The following is an 18,018-nucleotide window of genomic DNA, read 5'->3' on the forward strand; positions in this document are numbered from 1 at the left end:
TTTTCGTTGAGCTGGATGTTACTGAATTATAGCTTGTGACTAGTCGACGTAACCTTTTGTGAGTTCGGTAAGCCACTCCATAAACACATGCACCCGGCGGGAGAGGTTATGGCGGTGGGGATAAATGAGGGAGACGGGCATCGGTTCAGCCCGGTATTGCGGCAGGATCTCAACGAGTTTTTTCGTGCGCAGGGCATCACGCACCCCGACGCGCGGAACCTGAATAATGCCAAGCCCGGCGATACAGGCGGCCTGATAGGTTTCAGTGCTGTTAACCGTCAATACGCCTCCCGTTTTTACCCACTGGGTCGCGCTGCCGTTGTAATACTCAAAACCCTGCGGACGCGTGCCCAGCGTGGCGGAGTAGTGGATGAGGGCATGCGAAGCCAAATCGTCCAGCGTCTCAGGGTAGCCGAATCGCGTCAGATAATCCGGGCTGGCGCAGTTAATCACCGAGAGTTTCCCAAGCGGGCGGGCGATAAGCCCGGAGTCCTTTAAGTTTCCCACGCGAACCACACAGTCAAATCCTTCGCGGATGACATCGACCAGACGATCGCTGCTACTCAGCTCCAGCTCAATGCCGGGAAACTGTTGTAAAAATGCAGGCAGTTTCGGAATGACTACATTTCGCGCAATGGCAACGGGCATATCCACACGTAGCCGACCGCTGATGGTTGAAGGGTCGTGCAGGAACATGCCGTCCAGTTCGTCCAGATTCATCAGCAGATCTTTAGCGCGCTCGTAATAAACCATGCCGTCCTGCGTCAGGCTGACGCGGCGGGTAGTGCGGTGCAGCAGCTGCGTGCCCAGTGCGTTTTCCAGTGCCTGGATCTGTCGCGATACGCTCCCCTTCGGCAGGCTTAACGTCTCCGCCGCGCGGGAAAAACTTTCCAGTTCCGCGACCCGAAGGAAAAGCTGCATTGCGTGTATTTTATCCATAGATGTTGGTCAATGTTGTTATGAATGAAACAGTGAAGCGCTGACGGCACTATTTATTGATTTTCTACCATCTAATAAGCTCTTTCTCAATCTTCATCACAGCCGAAACGAGGTGAATTATGAGTGAACGTATTGCTTTAGTGACGGGCGGTAGCCGCGGCCTGGGGAAAAATGCCGTTTTGAAGCTGGCCGCGGAAGGGACAGGGATCATCCTGACCTGGAACAACAGCCAGCAGGAGGCGCAGGAAGTTGTGCGCGAAATCGAGGGAACAGGTGGAAAAGCGGCAGCATTGCAGCTTAACGTCGGCGATACGGTAAGCTTTTCGCGCTTTGCTCAGCAGGTGAAGGATACCCTCAAACACGTCTGGCAACGTGACACCTTTGACTATTTAGTGAACAACGCAGGTACAGGGTTATACGCACCCTATACCGAGACGACCGAGGCGCAGTTTGATGATGCGCTGAACATTCACTTCAAAGGGCCGTTTTTCCTCACGCAACAGCTGCTGCCGCTCATAAAAGACGGAGGGCGGATCCTGAACGTCTCCAGCGGACTGGCCCGTTTTACTCAGCCCGGTTCAGGCACCTACGCGGCAATGAAAGGGGCGATGGAAGTGCTGACCCGCTATCAGGCAAAAGAACTTGGTGCGCGCGGAATTTCCGTCAATATCATCGCGCCCGGCGCGATTGAAACCGACTTTGGGGGCGGACGCGTGCGGGATAATGCGGAGCTTAACCAGCTGCTGGCCTCGCAGACAGCGCTGGGACGCGTGGGCCTGCCCGATGATATTGGTGACGCCATTGCGGCGTTGCTCAGTGACAAACTGGGCTGGATGAATGCGCAACGTATTGAAGTTTCAGGCGGTATGTTCCTGTAATGTTCAGTCTTAAGGGGGAGGGAACCCTCTTAAGGAAATCCTTAAAACAGGTATGTCTAAATGCTGGAAGATATAAAGAGAGCTGGGTGATTTGTAACCTCTCCATTCATTGAGTTTTTTCTTAAAAAATGCCTCTGTAGAATCCCCCTTCGCTATTCTCAGAGGAGTAAAACGATGCGAGTAATCATGTTTGACAGGCAGTCATTATTTATTCATGGAGCGATGTACAGTTTGCAGAAGTTAATTCCGAAAATAGAGATGACAGGGGCTCGTCAGACTGATGAATTATGGGCGCAATTATCCGCGTCACCCTCCGCTATCGTCATGATAGATGGGTATTTAATTCGTGATAATGGTGTGGCTTTACTGGAAGAGATTATGGATCGTTTTCCAGCGTCGCGCGTGGTGTTGGTGTTAACGAAAAAAGAGCGACGTTGGGTTGAGCAAATGTTTCAGCGCAACGTGGTGGCGATAGTTCCCCGCAATGCGAATCCCGAACGCTTTTCCGCAGTGCTGGATTCCGTATCGCGTGGAATGGTCTGTTTTCCCGGCGAGTGGCTGAAGCAGCACTCCTCTCAGGATGAACTGGCAGTGTTAAGCGAGCGCCAGCGTGAGGTATTGAAGTTACTGGCGGCCGGAGAGTCCAATAAAGAGATTGGTCGTAATCTCAATATCAGTGCGGCAACGGTAAAAGCCCATCTTGAGACGCTTTTCCGTCGTCTTGATGTCAAAAACCGGACGCAGGCCGCGATGTACTACACCCGGGCGACGGCCTGAAGGATCTTCTCAGGCAGAGGGGACTCTTCCCCAAAACTGAAGAGGGTTAATATCAGGGCGTCATGCTGCTGTTGGGTTAATGGGCGTTTGTTCATTTCCCGCAGCAGCGCCTCACATAATTGAATATCATTAAAAAGCAAATTCTCCGCCTCAATCGGCGTGATGAGACTGTTAAATTTTTCCCACTGGCGAATCACGTGACCATAACCAATAACCCATATACCCTTTTCGTCACGGTATTTCTCCAGGGAAAGACCCTGTTGTTTTTTAATTAATGCGATTGCAGCAGAAGATATCTGCATTGCATAACCCGTCATAAGCGTTTCCTCTTAGTGGCACGACTATAGAGGAAACGCCGCCGGGGAAATATCCGCCAAATGGCTGTTAATCAGGTTTAACTGAACGGGAATTCCTTTTTCAGTAAACCGAATAGCCAGTCGTTATGCCATTGCCCTGAAAGGAAATAACTCTCACGCAACTCACCTTCCAGTTGAAAACCTGTTTTTTCCAGCAGTCGCCTTGAGGCGATATTTCCCGCCGTCACGGTGGCGGTGAGCCGACGGATATTACCCTGAGTCAGCGCGAAATCACACACAGCCCGCAGAGATTCAAAGCCGTAACCTTTCCCCTGCGCAGAGGGCGCAAAGAGAAAACCGACTTCAGCACAATCTGCTTCCCGGTGCACATAGCCGGTTACGCCCAGCGGCGTCTGGCTGGCCGTCTCACGCACCACAAGGCAGAGCCAGTGCGAGCTGCCCGGCGTCCACGGCAACAGACGAGACTCAAAGGCTTCCCGAATGTCCGCCTCGCTACGCGCAGGGGCGACAAAACGCATCACCTCAGGATTTTGCTGTAGCGACAGAAAAAAGGGCCAGTCTTGCTCTTGCAGCGGCGAGCAGGTGAGACGCGCGGTGGTTAAGGCGGGCATGACGATCCTCCGGAGGCATTGCAAATGATTATAAGGTTGTCACTTTATTTCAACAGAAAGTCAGGTATGTTTAACCTCATATAAATAAAAAGAAAAACGACTTTTAATGCCGCTTTAGCGGTACTCATTGTCTCTCAAGGAAAACAATGATGATTAGCTCATCGCATCATACCCGCGAACAGTTTGAACACTGTCTGGCGGCGATCCGTCAGGCGTCTGTTGAAATTTTACTTCTGTTGAATGTACATGTTTCTGAAGGAAAAGATCCACGCTGGTTTCTGGAGCAACTGGATAGTGCCCGCCTGGGGCTGGGCGGGTGGGGCGCCGTAGCCAGGAAGCTGAATCTGAATGATGCGGAAATGACGGCCTTTACGCTGCAATTACGCTTGCTTCAGCAGCGTGTTCCCCAGTATGAAAGCGGGCAGGATGTCAGCGAAAATCAGCTGATTGCGGCGATGCGCTTCGTCACCTCCCTTGAATATCTGCGTCTGCAACAGCCCCTCCTGACCTACGATACCGGGAGGGTGCCAGAGAAGGAGAGCCAGCTTCAGGCGCAGAAACAGGTGCGTGCCATTGAGCTGATGATTAAAGGGCTGATACAGCAGGCGTGGCCCGATCCGGTGCGGCTGAATAATCATCTTAAGACCTTGTTTAACGCTGAACGCGTGCGTCGCTGGCTGAAAAACGGTGAGATTAATGATGTTCTGAGCGGCATGTTGTTCAGCGAACTGGCCCAGCTGCTGGTGGATAAAAAAGAATTTAGCCGCTACTACGCGCCGCTGTTTAACGCTCCGGACATGCTGACGCTGCTGGTAGAGCCCCGCAAAACCCTGCAAACCTTCCTCGAAGATATTCGACAAATCCGCAACAGCATCACCGTGCAGCAGCCGTTAAGCGGGGCGCAAATCCAGCTGCTCGACTGCTATTACACGCAGATCACCCGCTCCGTTCAGCGCGCGTTTGAGGAAGGGCGGACACGCGTTAACCCGGCGGCGCTGATGGCGGTGGACGAAAGCGAGCTGCACGCGTTCTGGGAAAAGGCGCAAAAAATGGACCGCACCACAGGCGGCGATCTTTTTGAAGTGCGCGACAGTATAGAAAAACCGACTCAGCGCGCCGCGCGTACGCCAGAGCAGCGCGAACAGCTGATTTCCGGCGTGCTGTGGGGAGCGGTTGGCGTGATGGTTATCGCGATTGTCGTGGGGGGATTCTGGCTGGTGACCAGCAGTAAACCGCAGCCGGCTGTGGCCAGTACGGCATCTCCCGCGCAGGTGCAGGAGATGCGCGAAACGCCTTCCTCACGCGAGACGTTAACCCGCATGGGTGTTACCTGGGATGAGAATAATTTCCGCTCGGCCATCAATCGCAATGACACCCGCGTGGCGCTCCTGTTTTTGCAGGGCGGGATGGACTGGAAAATGTCATGGACGGAGGAGGCGTTGTCGGCAGGCTACGACGATGTACTGGAAGTAATGTTGCGCTACCGCCTGCAAATGACAGAGCAAAAGCCCTGCCGACGCTTTATTAATACGCTTAGCCATGCGATGGCGAACGGCGAATCGCTGACGCCTATGCGTAAGCAGTACCTGAAAGCATTCTGTACCGTTCCCGCGGTGGTGAAACGCCAGCAGCACGACGCCGATATGGCAACGCGCCGCGCGAAGACGCAGCCCGATGCCAGCACAAAAAAATGGCAGTCCATCCAGACTGCCATTTATGAAGTGATCCGCTGATTATTTTTCCCCCTCACCCTGCCCCTCAGGGGAGAGGGGCAGGGTGAGGGGTGAGGCTCAGGGCTCCCCATACAGCCCTATCAACCGCCGCACCACGCCATTCGTCCAGCCGAAGCCATCCTGCAACGGATACTCACCCCCGCCACCTTCGCGTGGCGTGCTGCTGGCGATGTGGTACTTCTCAATCAGCTTATGATGGGTTTTGTAGTAATGGTTCACCGTGTGCAGCCAGCTCCAGGCGATCTCATCTCCCAGCGAGTCGTTGCCGTACTGCTTGAACCCCTGGATCGCCATCCACTGGAGCGGCGCCCAGCCGTTCGGCTTATCCCACTGCTCCCCGGTTTCATATTCGGTGGCGAGAATACCGCCCGGCGTGAGCAGACGGGCTTTAACGGCATCGGACAGCCGTTCAGCCTGCTCATGCGTCGCCATGCCCACATAGAGCGGCACAATGCTGGCCGCAGAGAACAGCGCCAGGGCTTCACGCCGCCAGTCGTAATCACGATAACAGCCGTTCTCTTCGTCCCACAGATAGCGGTTCACCGCCGCGCGCCGGTCGCTGGCTTTCTGGCGGAACAGATCAGCCGTCTCTTTATCCCCTTTCGACGCGGAGATATTGGCGATAGCGCTCTCCAGTTTGAACAGGAATGCGTTCAAATCAATGGGGATAAATTGTGTCGTGCGGATGCTGGCCAGCCGCGCAGGATCGCGCAGCCAGCGGGATGAGTAATCCCATCCTGAGGCTGCCCCGGCGCGCAGGTCGCGATACACCTCGTTCGGCGGACGACCGGAATGACGGGCGGTTTCCACGTCCTCAATCCACGATTCATCTCGCGGCGTGTCGCGATCGTCCCAGTAGCGGTTGAGCAATGAGCCATCCGGCATGCGAACCGCACTGCGATAGGCCTGATTGAGCAGCAGCGATTCCGCCCCGTCCATCCAGAAGGCGTACTCCATCTTAAGATGCTCAAGATAGCGCTTCGCCCCGCGCACGCCGTCCTCTTCAAACAGCTCCACCATCAGGGCAAAAACGGGCGGCTGGGAGCGGCTGAGATAGTAGGTACGGTTGCCGTTCGGGATATGGCCGTAGCGCTCTATCAGCCAGGCGAAGTTATCGGCCATACATTTCAGCAGATCGTTACGACCGCTTTCAGCAAGCCCCAACATGGAGAAGTAAGAGTCCCAGTAGTAGGTCTCACTGAATCGCCCGCCGGGCACAATATAGGCCTGCGGCAGCGCCAGCAGCGACGACCACGGGATGTGATCCTGCGGTTCGCGCGTCAGCACCGGCCACAGATTATCAATATGTTCTTTCAGGGACAGGCCGGGGTCAGAGACGTACTCTTTGCTGTAGTCCTCCGGCAGCCAGAAGTGATTCTCCACAAAGCGCGCCAGGTCAAAATCACGGTGACGACGCACCTTGCGATAGCGGATCAAAATATCCAGCGGATCCATCTTCGGCGCGCAGTCGGGAAAGGTTTTGCTGTCCGCAAACAGCCGCGACGACTGGACGTGTTCAAACAGTTCAAGGTAGCGGTCTGCGGGCGTAAGGGCATCGGACGCCGGCAGTCCTTCAATCATTTCCGGTTCCGGCTCTGCCTCGATCATCTCATCCAGTTTTAACTCACAGGGATCGGTTTCGTAGCGCAGCTCTTCTGCAATCTCGAACTCGATATCCTCGGCAGTCTGTAGTTTCTGGTTGAACATGGTGTTCAGGACCTCCGGTTTTTGTCGTAACCAATACGGGTTTTTCCCGGCTATCTTTAAAGCGTAGACATTCGCTTCGGTTAATGCGGTGCGAAGTGTGCGGTAGATCACGCTTTCAAAATGGATTTAAACACGCTGAAAATCAGATATCCCTTTGATTATGAAATTATTAAATCAGAATCTTTGGAAACAGAGCAGGAATAAAATTCAGAGCATTCGGTATTCTGCATATACGCAGGGATTAATGCGCCTGACGCGCATTGCCCTGAAGGCTGTTGGCGGTTTGATTGGCTTTCTGGCTGGCGCCTTCGCTTTTATCCATCGCTTTGCTGGCCGCTTTTTCCGCATGGGCGGCGCTGTACGCAGCCAGATGGGAAATCACGATGGCGTAAATGCTCATTAACGACACCCACAGAATGCTGTTTTTCCACCACAGCAGGGTAGGAATAGTCAGTATCGCCCAAACCAGCGCGAGAACAAGGTGCATTTTGGCCATCAGTTTTGCGGTGATCTTTACGTGCATTTTCATATCTCTAATCTTTTTCCGTAGTAACAGGCGAACGCGTAGCGCTTTCTAAGATTAGTTAATTCCACCGCGGGTACCGGGTTATTTTGTTACCGTTTGTACACCCGTTGGGTTTACCTGCCCAGGGCATAAAAAAACCGGCCAGCTGGCCGGTTTTGTTGCGGATCAGACGGATCAGCGCATAGTCACAAACTCTTCCGCCGCAGTCGGGTGGATCGCCACGGTGTTATCGAAGTCTTTCTTCGTTGCGCCCATCTTCAGCGCCACCGCGAAGCCTTGCAGGATCTCGTCCATGCCGAAACCAATGCCGTGGATGCCGACGATCTTCTCCTCCGGGCCCACGCACACCAGCTTCATGCGGCATGGCTGACGGTGCGAGGTGACCGCGGTATACATCGCGGTAAACGCCGATTTATACACTTTCACCTGGTCATCGCCGTACTGCTCACGCGCCTGCGGCTCGGTTAAGCCGACGGTACCGATTGGCGGGTGGCTGAAGACCACGGTCGGGATGTTGCTGTAGTCCAGATGTTCGTCCGGCTTGTTATTAAACAGACGCTCGGAAAGACGACGCCCCGCCGCCACGGCAACCGGCGTCAGCTCTACGGCGCCGGTGTTATCACCGACGGCATAAATGCCCGGTACGCTGGTGTTCTGGAATTTATCAACGACAATGTAGCCTTTTTCATTGGTTTTCACCCCGGTTGCGGCCAGGTTGAAGTTGTCGGTGGCCGGTTCACGACCAATCGCCCAGATCAGGCAATCAACGGTCTGGCTGCGGCCATCTTCCAGCTCCAGAGTCAGGCTACCGTCCGCATTTTTCACCACCGCTTTTGGCACGGCGTTGGTGTGCAGGGTTGGGCCTTCGGCGTTCATCACCTCGACCAGCGTGTCGACGATCAGCGGGTCAAAGCTGCGTAGCGGCGCGTGTTTACGCACGAACAGGTGCGCTTCCGCTCCCAGGCCGTTAATCACGCCGGCCAGCTCAACCGCGATGTAACCTGCGCCCACAATGGCAACGCGTTCTGGCAGAGCAGGCAGCTCGAAGAAACCGTCGGAGTCGATACCGTATTCCGCGCCCGGAATGTTCGGGTGGCTCGGACGGCCGCCGGTGGCGATCAGGATGTGATCGGCGGTGATCGTCTCGCCGTTCACTTCGATCGTCTTCGCATCCACGAAACGGGCGAAGCCGCGGATCACGTCGACGTTATTCTTGCCCAGCACGTTATCGTACGAGGTGTGAATACGGTCGATGTAGGCGGTACGGCTGGCGATCAGTTTATCCCAGTCGAAGTGGTTGATGGTGGTATCAAAGCCGTAGTCCGGACCATACATATGGATAGCTTCACGGATTTGCGCGGCATGCCACATCACTTTCTTCGGTACACAACCCACGTTCACGCAGGTGCCGCCGAGTTCTTTGGCTTCAATCAGCGCACACTTTTGGCCGTACATGGCCGCACGGTTGATGGAGGCGATGCCGCCGCTGCCGCCGCCGATTGCGATGTAGTCATAATGCTTAGTCATAGCGTTGTCCTTAATCGTGAATTGCCGCGATTGTATACCTGAAATCAATAGTTTCCACCGATGGCTGCGATTACTCCGGCACGATCCAGCTCACGGTGGCGTGACCCGTACCGGCTGGCACCAGCGTTTTGTGCAGCCACGGCAGCACGTTGTTCATCTGTGCTTCGAGCTTCCACGGCGGGTTAATGACGATCATGCCGGACGCGGTCATGCCGCGCTGGTCGCTGTCAGGGCGCACCGCCAGCTCAATTTGCAGGATTTTACGAATGTCGGTCGCTTCGAGGTCTTTGATCATGCGTTTAATTTGCGCGCGCAGCACTACCGGATACCACAGGGCATAGGTGCCGGTCGCAAAGCGTTTGTAACCTTCGTTAATGCCGGTCACCACCGCCTGATAGTCGGTTTTGATTTCGTACGGTGGGTCGATCAGCACCAGGCCGCGACGGGAAACCGGCGGCAGTTTGGCTTTCAGCTGCTGGTAGCCATCGGCTTTGTCCACGCGGGCGCGGTTATCTTTCTGAAACTCAGAACGCAGCAGCGGGAAGTCGCTCGGGTGCAGCTCTGTCAGCTGAAGGCTGTCCTGCTCACGCAGCAGCTGGCGGGCAATCAGTGGTGAACCCGGGTAGTAACGCAGCTGGCCGTTGCGGTTGAAGTGATTCACCACGCCAATGTACGGCTCCAGCTCGGCAGGCAGATCGTCCTGCTGCCAGATACGCGCAATCCCTTCCAGATATTCACCGGTACGCTCTGCATGCTCGCCGCTCAGCTGATAACGGCCCGCGCCCGCGTGGGTGTCCAGATAAAGGAACGGTTTATCCTTTTCTTTAAGCGATTCGATGATCAGGCTCTGAACGGTATGTTTGAGGACGTCGGCGTGGTTGCCTGCGTGGAAGCTGTGGCGATAACTGAGCATGGGTAATGATATTCCGCTGAATTGACGATTTGCCACAGTTTACAGCAGAACGGCACAGATTACCCGCAGGCCCGGTAAGCGCAGCGCCACCGGGCGTTTTTCGACAACCTTCGGCATTGAAATCCTCTACACTTAACCCCATTACTGAAAACAATATGCACAGCGCCGGATGCGCGCTTCATTCATCTATTTCAACAGGACAGCGTTTATGACCAATCCATTACTGACGCCTTTTTCGTTGCCACCGTTTTCTAAAATCCTCCCTGAGCATGTGGTTCCGGCCGTTACCCAGTCGCTGAACAACTGCCGTGCGGCGGTAGAAAGCGTGGTCGCGCAGGGCGCGCCGTACACCTGGGAAAATCTGTGTCAGCCGCTGGCCGAAGTGGACGACGTGCTGGGGCGTATTTTCTCCCCGGTGAGTCACCTGAACTCGGTGAAAAACAGCCCGGAGCTGCGTGAAGCCTACGAACAGACCCTGCCGCTGCTCTCTGAGTACAGCACCTGGGTCGGTCAGCATGAGGGGCTCTACAAAGCCTACCGCGACCTGCGCGACGGCGACCACTATGCCGAACTGAACACGGCGCAGAAAAAATCGGTCGATAACGCCCTGCGTGATTTCGAACTGTCCGGGATTGGCCTGCCAAAAGAAAAACAGGTTCGCTACGGCGAAATCGCCGCGCGCCTGTCCGAGCTGGGCAACCAGTACAGCAACAACGTCCTCGACGCCACCATGGGCTGGACGAAGCTGATTACCGATGAATCTGAACTGGCGGGTATGCCGGAAAGCGCGCTGGCGGCGGCAAAAGCCCAGGCCGAAGCGAAAGAGCAGGAAGGCTTCCTGTTAACGCTGGATATCCCAAGCTATCTGCCGGTGATGACCTACTGCGACAACCAGGCCCTGCGCGAAGAGATGTACCGCGCCTACAGCACCCGCGCCTCCGATCAGGGGCCGAATGCCGGTAAGTGGGACAACAGCCCGGTGATGGCGGAGATCCTCGCTCTGCGCCACGAGCTGGCACAGCTGCTGGGCTTCGGCAGCTACGCGGATAAATCCCTCGCCACCAAAATGGCTGAGAACCCACAGCAGGTGCTCGACTTCCTGACCGATCTGGCGAAACGCGCCCGTCCTCAGGGTGAAAAAGAACTGGCTCAGCTGCGCGCCTTTGCGAAAGCGGAGTTCGGCGTGGACGAGCTTCAGCCGTGGGATATCGCGTACTACAGCGAAAAACAGAAACAGCATCTCTACAGCATCAGCGACGAACAGCTGCGTCCGTACTTCCCGGAAAACAAAGCCGTTAACGGCCTGTTCGAGGTGGTGAAACGCATCTACGGCATTACCGCGAAAGAGCGTACCGACATCGACGTCTGGCATCCGGACGTGCGCTTCTTCGAGCTGTATGACGAGAAAAACGAGCTGCGCGGCAGCTTCTATCTGGATCTTTACGCGCGAGAAAACAAACGTGGCGGGGCGTGGATGGACGACTGCGTGGGCCAGATGCGTAAAGCGGATGGTTCCCTGCAAAAACCGGTCGCCTACCTGACCTGTAACTTCAACCGCCCGGTGAGCGGCAAACCTGCGCTGTTTACCCACGATGAAGTGATCACCCTGTTCCACGAGTTCGGTCACGGCCTGCACCACATGCTGACCCGCATCGAAACCGCTGGCGTCGCCGGTATCAGCGGTGTGCCATGGGATGCGGTCGAGCTGCCAAGCCAGTTTATGGAAAACTGGTGCTGGGAGCCGGACGCGCTGGCATTTATCTCCGGCCATTACGAAACGGGCGAACCGCTGCCGAAAGAACTGCTGGATAAAATGCTGGCGGCGAAAAACTACCAGGCGGCGATGTTCATCCTGCGTCAGCTGGAGTTCGGCCTGTTCGACTTCCGCCTGCACGCCGAGTTCAGCCCGGAGCAGGGGGCGAAAATCCTCGAAACCCTGGCTGAGATTAAAAAGCAGGTCGCGGTTATTCCAGGCCCGACCTGGGGACGCTTCCCGCACGCGTTCAGCCATATCTTCGCAGGCGGGTACGCCGCAGGCTACTACAGCTACCTGTGGGCCGACGTGCTGGCGGCAGATGCCTTCTCGCGCTTCGAAGAAGAGGGGATTTTCAACCGCGAAACCGGTCAGTCGTTCCTTGATAACATCCTGACGCGCGGCGGTTCAGAAGAGCCTATGGAGCTGTTCAAACGCTTCCGTGGCCGCGAGCCGCAGCTGGATGCGATGCTGGAGCATTACGGAATCAAAGGCTGATTGCTACGTGAAGATCTGCTTAGTAGATGAAACAGGCGCCGGGGACGGCGCCTTATCTGTTCTGGCGGCCCGCTGGGGGCTGGAACATGATGAAGACAACCTGATGGCGCTGGTGATGACGCCGGAACATCTGGAGCTGCGCAAGCTCGATGAGCCAAAGCTTGGCGGGATTTTTGTCGATTTTGTCGGCGGCGCGATGGCGCACCGGCGTAAGTTTGGCGGCGGTCGCGGTGAAGCGGTGGCCAAAGCGGTCGGCATTAAAGGCAGCTATCTGCCGGACGTGGTGGATGCCACGGCGGGGCTGGGGCGCGATGCCTTTGTGCTGGCGTCTGTCGGCTGTCGGGTGCGGATGCTGGAGCGTAATCCGGTTGTCGCCGCGCTGCTCGACGACGGGCTGACGCGGGGCTACGCGGACCCGGAAATCGGCCCGTGGTTACAGGAACGTTTGCAACTTATTCATGCCTCCAGCCTGACGGCGCTGACCGATATCACCCCGCGCCCGCAGGTGGTCTATCTCGACCCCATGTTCCCGCATAAGCAGAAAAGCGCGCTGGTGAAGAAAGAGATGCGGGTGTTTCAGTCTCTGGTGGGGCCAGATTTAGATGCCGATGGCCTGCTGGAGCCGGCTCGTCAGCTGGCGACGAAGCGGGTGGTGGTGAAGCGGCCGGACTATGCGCCGCCGCTGGCGGACGTTGCGACCACTAACGCGGTGACCACCAAAGGACACCGATTTGATATTTATTCGGGAACGCCAGAATAAAAAAGCCGGGTGGCGGCTTCGCCTTACCCGGCCTACATTCAGTGCCGCTTGTAGGCCCGGTAAGCGTTAGCGCCACCGGGCTTTTTTGCACTTACTCGTCTTCTTCGTCACGCAGTGGAACAATCAGCATATCCACGTGTACGGTGTTAATCAGCTGGCGCGCGGAAGACATCAGCTTGCTCCAGAAGTCCTGGTGATGACCGCATACCACCAGGTCCATATCGTATTTCTTAATCGCATCAACCAGCACCTGGCCCAGATCGCCGCTACCGCTTAAGGTTTCAGTGATTGGATAGCCCGCGTTGGTAGAAAGCTCGCTCAGCGCGTGGTGAGTCTCTTCGGAGATGCGTTTCTGCATATCGCCGAGATTCACGTCGATCAGACCGGTGTAGAGGTCGGAGTAATTCACATCAACGTGAATCAGCGAAACTTTCGCGTTGTAGGGACGTGCCATGGATACTGCTTTATCAACCAGCACTTTACTCTCCGGGGAGAGGTCTACCGCGATGAGAATGTGTTTGTAAGCCATAGTGTTACTCCTTCCTTAAGTTATCGATGACTAAATGGGAAAGCCGTCGTCTGATGCTTTCATTACGGCCCAGTTAAACATATTTTTCAAGCTTTGGTGTTGATAACGATTAACCTTGTGGCAAAAAAATTAACGGATCTCCTACACTATTTAATGAGCCGTTCGGATATTAAAACGCGAACCGGATCGACTTTTGGTCATTCTTTCACTGAACTGTCTGTCAGGGCATTGGGGTGCGGTAGCTCAGGAGCCTTGCTTCGTGGGCGGACGCCGGGGAGGATGTATGATTAGCACCGTCGCATTGTTTTGGGCGTTATGCGTGGTTTGCATAGTGAATATGGCGCGCTACTTCTCATCGTTACGTGCGCTGTTAGTGGTACTTCGTGGTTGCGATCCGTTGCTTTATCAGTATGTGGACGGTGGAGGGTTCTTCACCTCGCACGGACAGCCCAGCAAGCAGATGCGTCTGGTGGGGTATATCTACTACCAACGCTACCGCGATCACCACGATGAAGAGTTTATCCGTCGCTGCGAGCGCCTGCGTCGTCAGTTCATTTTGACCAGCGCCCTGTGTGGTCTGGTTGTGGTGAGTATGATTGCATTGATGATTTGGCACTGAGTACCACAGCAGGCGGGGAAAGCCCCGCCTTCTTTCCTCTGGCTCAGGGCTTAACTGAGAACCGGAGACTGGAGACATTGTTCTCAATCGAAATAACCTTTCCGCTATAGGCAATTTTCACTTCCCCGCTTGTATCAATACTGGCTGAGGTTATCGTGCCTGTACCTTCGATGACCGGATACTTCATAGCCAGCTGATGGATAATGTCAGTGTCTTTCCCTGCGAGCGCTCCAGAGAGATAGTATCGGTAAATTGGTGGTACGGTTGTGCCACCCTGATTGTTCACGGTCATATAGAGCCAGACGCTATCGGATAATTGATAAACGCGCTGTAGCTCATCGCTATTGCGCTGATTGGGTTGATGGTTTAACCAGAGAAATCCAATGACCAGAACCAGAAGCGAAACGGTAACAAGGCGATGAATCCATTTAATAGCCGTTTTGAATGGCATATTCTATTCCTTCTCTGATGTTGCGTTGGTCCGTTGGGTCGTCTCCGTAAGGAGGCTTTTCGTACCATTTTCCCCATTCCGGTTTTGAGGTACCTGCCCGGCCTTGAGCCCAGCCTGCGCCCATAAGAAGGATGTTTGCAGGGATACCTGCCGCAGTACCTGCGGCTCCGAAGTTGAAGTTACCAAATGCAGCAAAATAAGGGTCGAATTTTTTATAATCCCAGGGACCGCCATTTCGGACTTTTTGGTAGAACCAATAATACGTTGAGGGCGTGGCCATATTGCGTGACATTCCGTTAAGGCGAGCCTCGCGCATATTGTTCGCTATAACGATTGAACCCGGTCCTGAGAGAGGGACAGAAGCCATACATTCTCCTTTGTCTGGATTTTTCTTCTGGCCGCCATGATAGTTTTTTCTGTGTGTTAAAATTGAACAAAAAATGTTCAGGAAATCCTCATGTTATCAAATACTTCATGGCAAATAGCAGCCATAAAAAAAGCGGGCCAGTTTCCTGACCCGCTTTTTTGTCGCCTTCAGCCGATTAAATCAGCTTCAGCGAAATCCAGTACAGACCGCCAGACAGCAGGATGGACGCCGGGAGGGTGAACACCCAGGCCATCAGAATGTTGGTCACGGTTTTACGCTGCAAACCGCCGCCGTCAACAATCATGGTACCTGCCACGGACGAAGAGAGTACGTGGGTGGTGGAGACTGGCATACCGGTGTAGCTCGCCAGACCGATAGATACCGCTGCCGTCATCTGCGCGGACATACCCTGCGCATAGGTCATGCCTTTCTTACCGATCTTTTCACCGATGGTGGTCGCCACACGACGCCAGCCAATCATCGTACCGATACCCAGCGCCAGCGCGACCGCCATGATGATCCAGATTGGCGCGTACTCAATGGTGTTGAGCATATCGCCTTTCAGTTTCTTCAGCAGACGTTGGTCGTCAGCATTAACCTCTGGCAGCTTCGCGACTTTATCGGTCACGTCGGAGATACAGAGCATGATGCGACGCAGTTGACCACGCTGTTCAACAGCCAGTTTGTCATAACTTTCGATATCGGCCAGCATGCCTTTCGCACGTTCCAGCGCGTTAATCGCGTTTGCCGGATGGCAATGGAACTCGCCCGGTGCCGTCGTTGCGCCTGACTCCGGAGAAGGAATCAGCTGGTCCACGCCGGTCGCTTTCTTCAGCAAATCAGGATGCTGCTGGAAGTAAGTCTCAACGTTGTTCACCGCATCACGGGTACGGGTGATTTCGTAACCGGAGGCGTTCATGTTAACCACGAAGCCCGCCGGTGCGACGCCAATCAGAACCAGCATCACCAGGCCGATACCTTTCTGACCATCGTTCGCGCCATGAGAGAAGGCGACGCCAATAGCGGAAATGATCAGCGCGATACGCGTCCAGAACGGCGGCTTTTTCTTGCCGTCTTTCTTCTCACGCTCTGCTGGCGTCAGATGGATACGCGCACGTTTTTTCGTGTTGCTCCAGTAGCGACGCAGGATGAAAATCAAGCCACCCGCCACCACCAGACCGACGATAGGGGAGATGATCAGAGAGCCGAAAATGCCGAGAACTTTCGGGATGTTCAGCGCATCAACGACGGAGGTCCCGGTCATCAGGGCATTGGTTAACCCGATACCGATAATCGCGCCGATGAGGGTGTGAGAGCTGGATGCCGGCAGGCCGAAATACCAGGTACCGAGGTTCCAGATAATCGCAGCAAGCAGCATTGAGAACACCATGGCCAGGCCATGACCGGAACTCACGTTAAGCAGCAGATCCGTTGGCAGCATATGCACAATGGCATACGCAACGCTCAGTCCGCCCAGGAGGACACCAAAAAAGTTAAATACCGCCGCCATCACGACCGCAAGCTGCGATCGCATTGCGCGAGTGTAGATAACCGTTGCTACTGCGTTTGCAGTGTCGTGGAAGCCGTTGATCGCTTCGTAAAACAGCACAAAAACCAGAGCAAGCAATAATAAAAGCCCGGTATGTAAATCCAGGCCGGCAAACAAATGTAGCATAGGACGTTACGCCATTTTGAGGACATGAACGCGGCGCATTATCCAGGACAAATGCGCAACGGGCAAAGTGAAATATAGACTTTTTTTGACATACCACCTGATTTGAGAAATGTGCCTGAAAGGATAATCTTTAAATATCAATGAAATGGCTTTGTAATATCTTTTTACGCTGGTGCGACCACTGAGGAAACTTTACAATCCGCGGCAGTTAACGAAGAGGATTTTGACGTGGAAAGGTTTGATGCCGTAGTAATTGGCGCCGGTGCGGCGGGTATGTTTTGTGCGGCGATGGCCGGACAAGCGGGTCGTCGCGTGCTGCTGCTGGATAACGGAAAAAAGCCTGGCCGCAAGATCCTGATGTCTGGCGGCGGGCGATGCAACTTTACTAATCTTTATGTCGAGCCTGCGGCCTATTTGAGCCAAAACCGTCATTTTTGCAAATCTGCGCTGGCGCGCTACACCCAGTGGGATTTTATCGAGCTGGTGGGTAAACACGGTATCGCGTGGCATGAGAAGACGCTGGGGCAGCTGTTCTGCGACGACTCCGCGCAGCAAATTGTCGATATGCTGGTGGCCGAGTGCGAGAATGGCGGCGTAGTTATGCGCCTGCGCACCGAAGTGCTGGACGTCGCCCGTGACGAGGAGGGCTACACGCTGCAACTCAACGGTGAAACCGTCAGCGCCGATAACCTGGTGATCGCCAGCGGGGGCCTCTCGATGCCGGGGCTGGGCGCTTCACCGTTCGGCTATAAAATTGCCGAGCAGTTTGGCCTGAAGGTACTGCCCACCCGCGCCGGGCTGGTACCGTTCACGCTGCATAAGCCCCTGCTGGAACAGCTTCAGACGCTCTCCGGCGTGTCTGTGCCGTCGGTCATTACGGCCGAAGACGGCACGGTGTTCCGCGAAAATCTGCTCTTTACCCATCGCGGACTCTCGGGACCGGCGGTATTGCAGATCTCCAGCTACTGGCAGCCGGGGGAGTTTGTCTCCGTAAATCTGGTGCCGGACTGCGATCTGGACGCCTTCCTTAACGAGCAACGCGCTGCGCACCCGAATCAAAGCCTGAAAAATACCCTGGCGATGCAGCTGCCGAAGCGTCTCGTGGAGTGCTTGCAGGTGTTAGGGCAAATTCCGGATGTCGCGCTCAAGCAGCTCAACAGCCGCGAGCAGGAAGCGCTGGTGGAGACGCTGACGAACTGGCGCGTACAGCCAAACGGCACCGAAGGCTACCGCACGGCGGAAGTGACGCTGGGCGGCGTGGATACAAACGAACTCTCATCCCGCACGATGGAAGCCCGCAACGTGCCGGGTCTTTATTTCATTGGTGAAGTGATGGACGTGACCGGCTGGCTCGGCGGGTATAACTTCCAGTGGGCGTGGGCCAGTGCCTGGGCATGCGCGCAGGCACTCGCTGAGGGTAAATGACAAGCGGGCGCGG

The 18,018-nt window shown here is 55.2% G+C and carries 18 protein-coding genes; 7 read left to right on the top strand and 11 right to left on the bottom strand.

What is annotated here, in order from left to right; all coding sequences use genetic code 11:
* Positions 1–39: 39 nt before the first annotated feature.
* Entirely contained in the window at positions 40–939 is a 900-nt protein-coding gene (locus O1722_RS01100; protein WP_033488100.1) for a LysR family transcriptional regulator, read from the bottom strand.
* Between the two features lie 119 nt (positions 940–1,058).
* On the opposite strand from O1722_RS01100, the gene O1722_RS01105 reads away from it, so the two are divergent.
* Together O1722_RS01105 and O1722_RS01110 are read left to right on the top strand one after the other, a co-directional pair.
* Entirely contained in the window at positions 1,059–1,817 is a 759-nt protein-coding gene (locus tag O1722_RS01105) for an SDR family NAD(P)-dependent oxidoreductase (RefSeq protein ID WP_032104619.1), read from the top strand.
* 174 nt (positions 1,818–1,991) lie between these two features.
* Positions 1,992–2,594 carry a response regulator transcription factor gene (locus tag O1722_RS01110; protein WP_032104620.1) on the top strand — a complete coding sequence of 201 codons (603 nt, stop codon included), beginning with the start codon at positions 1,992–1,994 and terminating at the stop codon, positions 2,592–2,594.
* On the opposite strand, the gene O1722_RS01115 is transcribed toward O1722_RS01110, so the two are convergent.
* Positions 2,573–2,911, bottom strand: coding sequence for a lysozyme (locus O1722_RS01115; RefSeq protein ID WP_015571514.1), 339 nt, complete (start codon positions 2,909–2,911; stop codon positions 2,573–2,575). The two genes, O1722_RS01110 and O1722_RS01115, sit on opposite strands and share 22 nt — an antisense overlap.
* Positions 2,912–2,988: 77 nt before the next feature.
* Entirely contained in the window at positions 2,989–3,522 is a 534-nt protein-coding gene (locus O1722_RS01120) for a GNAT family N-acetyltransferase (RefSeq protein WP_017693814.1), read from the bottom strand.
* A gap of 146 nt (positions 3,523–3,668) precedes the next feature.
* On the opposite strand from O1722_RS01120, the gene O1722_RS01125 reads away from it, so the two are divergent.
* The gene (locus tag O1722_RS01125) at positions 3,669–5,255 is read left to right on the top strand and encodes an STY4199 family HEPN domain-containing protein (protein WP_017384180.1); all 1,587 of its coding nucleotides are present in this window, start codon (positions 3,669–3,671) and stop codon (positions 5,253–5,255) included.
* A gap of 57 nt (positions 5,256–5,312) precedes the next feature.
* On the opposite strand, the gene O1722_RS01130 is transcribed toward O1722_RS01125, so the two are convergent.
* The 4 genes from O1722_RS01130 to O1722_RS01145 all read right to left on the bottom strand — a co-directional run bounded on the left by O1722_RS01130 (position 5,313) and on the right by O1722_RS01145 (position 9,928).
* On the bottom strand, positions 5,313–6,962 hold the full coding sequence (locus tag O1722_RS01130; RefSeq protein WP_015571511.1) for an alpha,alpha-trehalase: 1,650 nt from the start codon (positions 6,960–6,962) through the stop codon (positions 5,313–5,315).
* 241 nt (positions 6,963–7,203) lie between these two features.
* Positions 7,204–7,491 carry a hypothetical protein gene (locus O1722_RS01135; protein ID WP_003861213.1) on the bottom strand — a complete coding sequence of 96 codons (288 nt, stop codon included), beginning with the start codon at positions 7,489–7,491 and terminating at the stop codon, positions 7,204–7,206.
* Positions 7,492–7,662: 171 nt separating this feature from the next.
* Positions 7,663–9,015, bottom strand: coding sequence for a glutathione-disulfide reductase (gene gorA / locus O1722_RS01140; protein ID WP_017384179.1), 1,353 nt, complete (start codon positions 9,013–9,015; stop codon positions 7,663–7,665).
* A 70-nt stretch (positions 9,016–9,085) separates the two neighbouring features.
* Complete coding sequence (locus tag O1722_RS01145; RefSeq protein WP_033488099.1) at positions 9,086–9,928, bottom strand: 23S rRNA (adenine(2030)-N(6))-methyltransferase RlmJ; 843 nt, start codon at positions 9,926–9,928, stop codon at positions 9,086–9,088.
* Positions 9,929–10,136: 208 nt separating this feature from the next.
* On the opposite strand from O1722_RS01145, the gene prlC reads away from it, so the two are divergent.
* Both prlC and rsmJ read left to right on the top strand, forming a co-directional pair.
* Positions 10,137–12,179, top strand: coding sequence for an oligopeptidase A (prlC, locus tag O1722_RS01150; RefSeq protein WP_033488098.1), 2,043 nt, complete (start codon positions 10,137–10,139; stop codon positions 12,177–12,179).
* 7 nt (positions 12,180–12,186) lie between these two features.
* Entirely contained in the window at positions 12,187–12,939 is a 753-nt protein-coding gene (gene rsmJ, locus O1722_RS01155) for a 16S rRNA (guanine(1516)-N(2))-methyltransferase RsmJ (RefSeq protein WP_017693818.1), read from the top strand.
* A gap of 91 nt (positions 12,940–13,030) precedes the next feature.
* On the opposite strand, the gene uspA is transcribed toward rsmJ, so the two are convergent.
* Entirely contained in the window at positions 13,031–13,468 is a 438-nt protein-coding gene (gene uspA / locus O1722_RS01160; protein ID WP_003861223.1) for a universal stress protein UspA, read from the bottom strand.
* A 283-nt stretch (positions 13,469–13,751) separates the two neighbouring features.
* Here uspA and uspB point away from each other — a divergent pair, with 283 nt between their 5' ends.
* The gene (uspB, locus tag O1722_RS01165; protein ID WP_003861224.1) at positions 13,752–14,087 is read left to right on the top strand and encodes a universal stress protein UspB; all 336 of its coding nucleotides are present in this window, start codon (positions 13,752–13,754) and stop codon (positions 14,085–14,087) included.
* A 43-nt stretch (positions 14,088–14,130) separates the two neighbouring features.
* Here the strand turns inward: uspB and O1722_RS01170 are convergent, their stop codons facing one another.
* The 3 genes from O1722_RS01170 to pitA all read right to left on the bottom strand — a co-directional run bounded on the left by O1722_RS01170 (position 14,131) and on the right by pitA (position 16,580).
* Entirely contained in the window at positions 14,131–14,538 is a 408-nt protein-coding gene (locus O1722_RS01170; RefSeq protein ID WP_033488097.1) for a hypothetical protein, read from the bottom strand.
* Positions 14,516–14,905 carry a polymorphic toxin type 44 domain-containing protein gene (locus tag O1722_RS01175; RefSeq protein ID WP_033488096.1) on the bottom strand — a complete coding sequence of 130 codons (390 nt, stop codon included), beginning with the start codon at positions 14,903–14,905 and terminating at the stop codon, positions 14,516–14,518. The genes O1722_RS01170 and O1722_RS01175 overlap by 23 nt, the downstream gene beginning before the upstream one ends.
* 175 nt (positions 14,906–15,080) lie before the next feature.
* Complete coding sequence (gene pitA, locus O1722_RS01180; protein ID WP_003861225.1) at positions 15,081–16,580, bottom strand: inorganic phosphate transporter PitA; 1,500 nt, start codon at positions 16,578–16,580, stop codon at positions 15,081–15,083.
* A gap of 228 nt (positions 16,581–16,808) precedes the next feature.
* On the opposite strand from pitA, the gene O1722_RS01185 reads away from it, so the two are divergent.
* Positions 16,809–18,005, top strand: a complete 1,197-nt coding sequence (locus O1722_RS01185; protein ID WP_058686512.1) for a BaiN/RdsA family NAD(P)/FAD-dependent oxidoreductase — start codon at positions 16,809–16,811, stop codon at positions 18,003–18,005.
* The last annotated feature ends 13 nt before the right edge of the window (positions 18,006–18,018 follow it).

This window comes from Enterobacter cloacae complex sp. HYC003_NIDB (assembly GCF_056673375.1).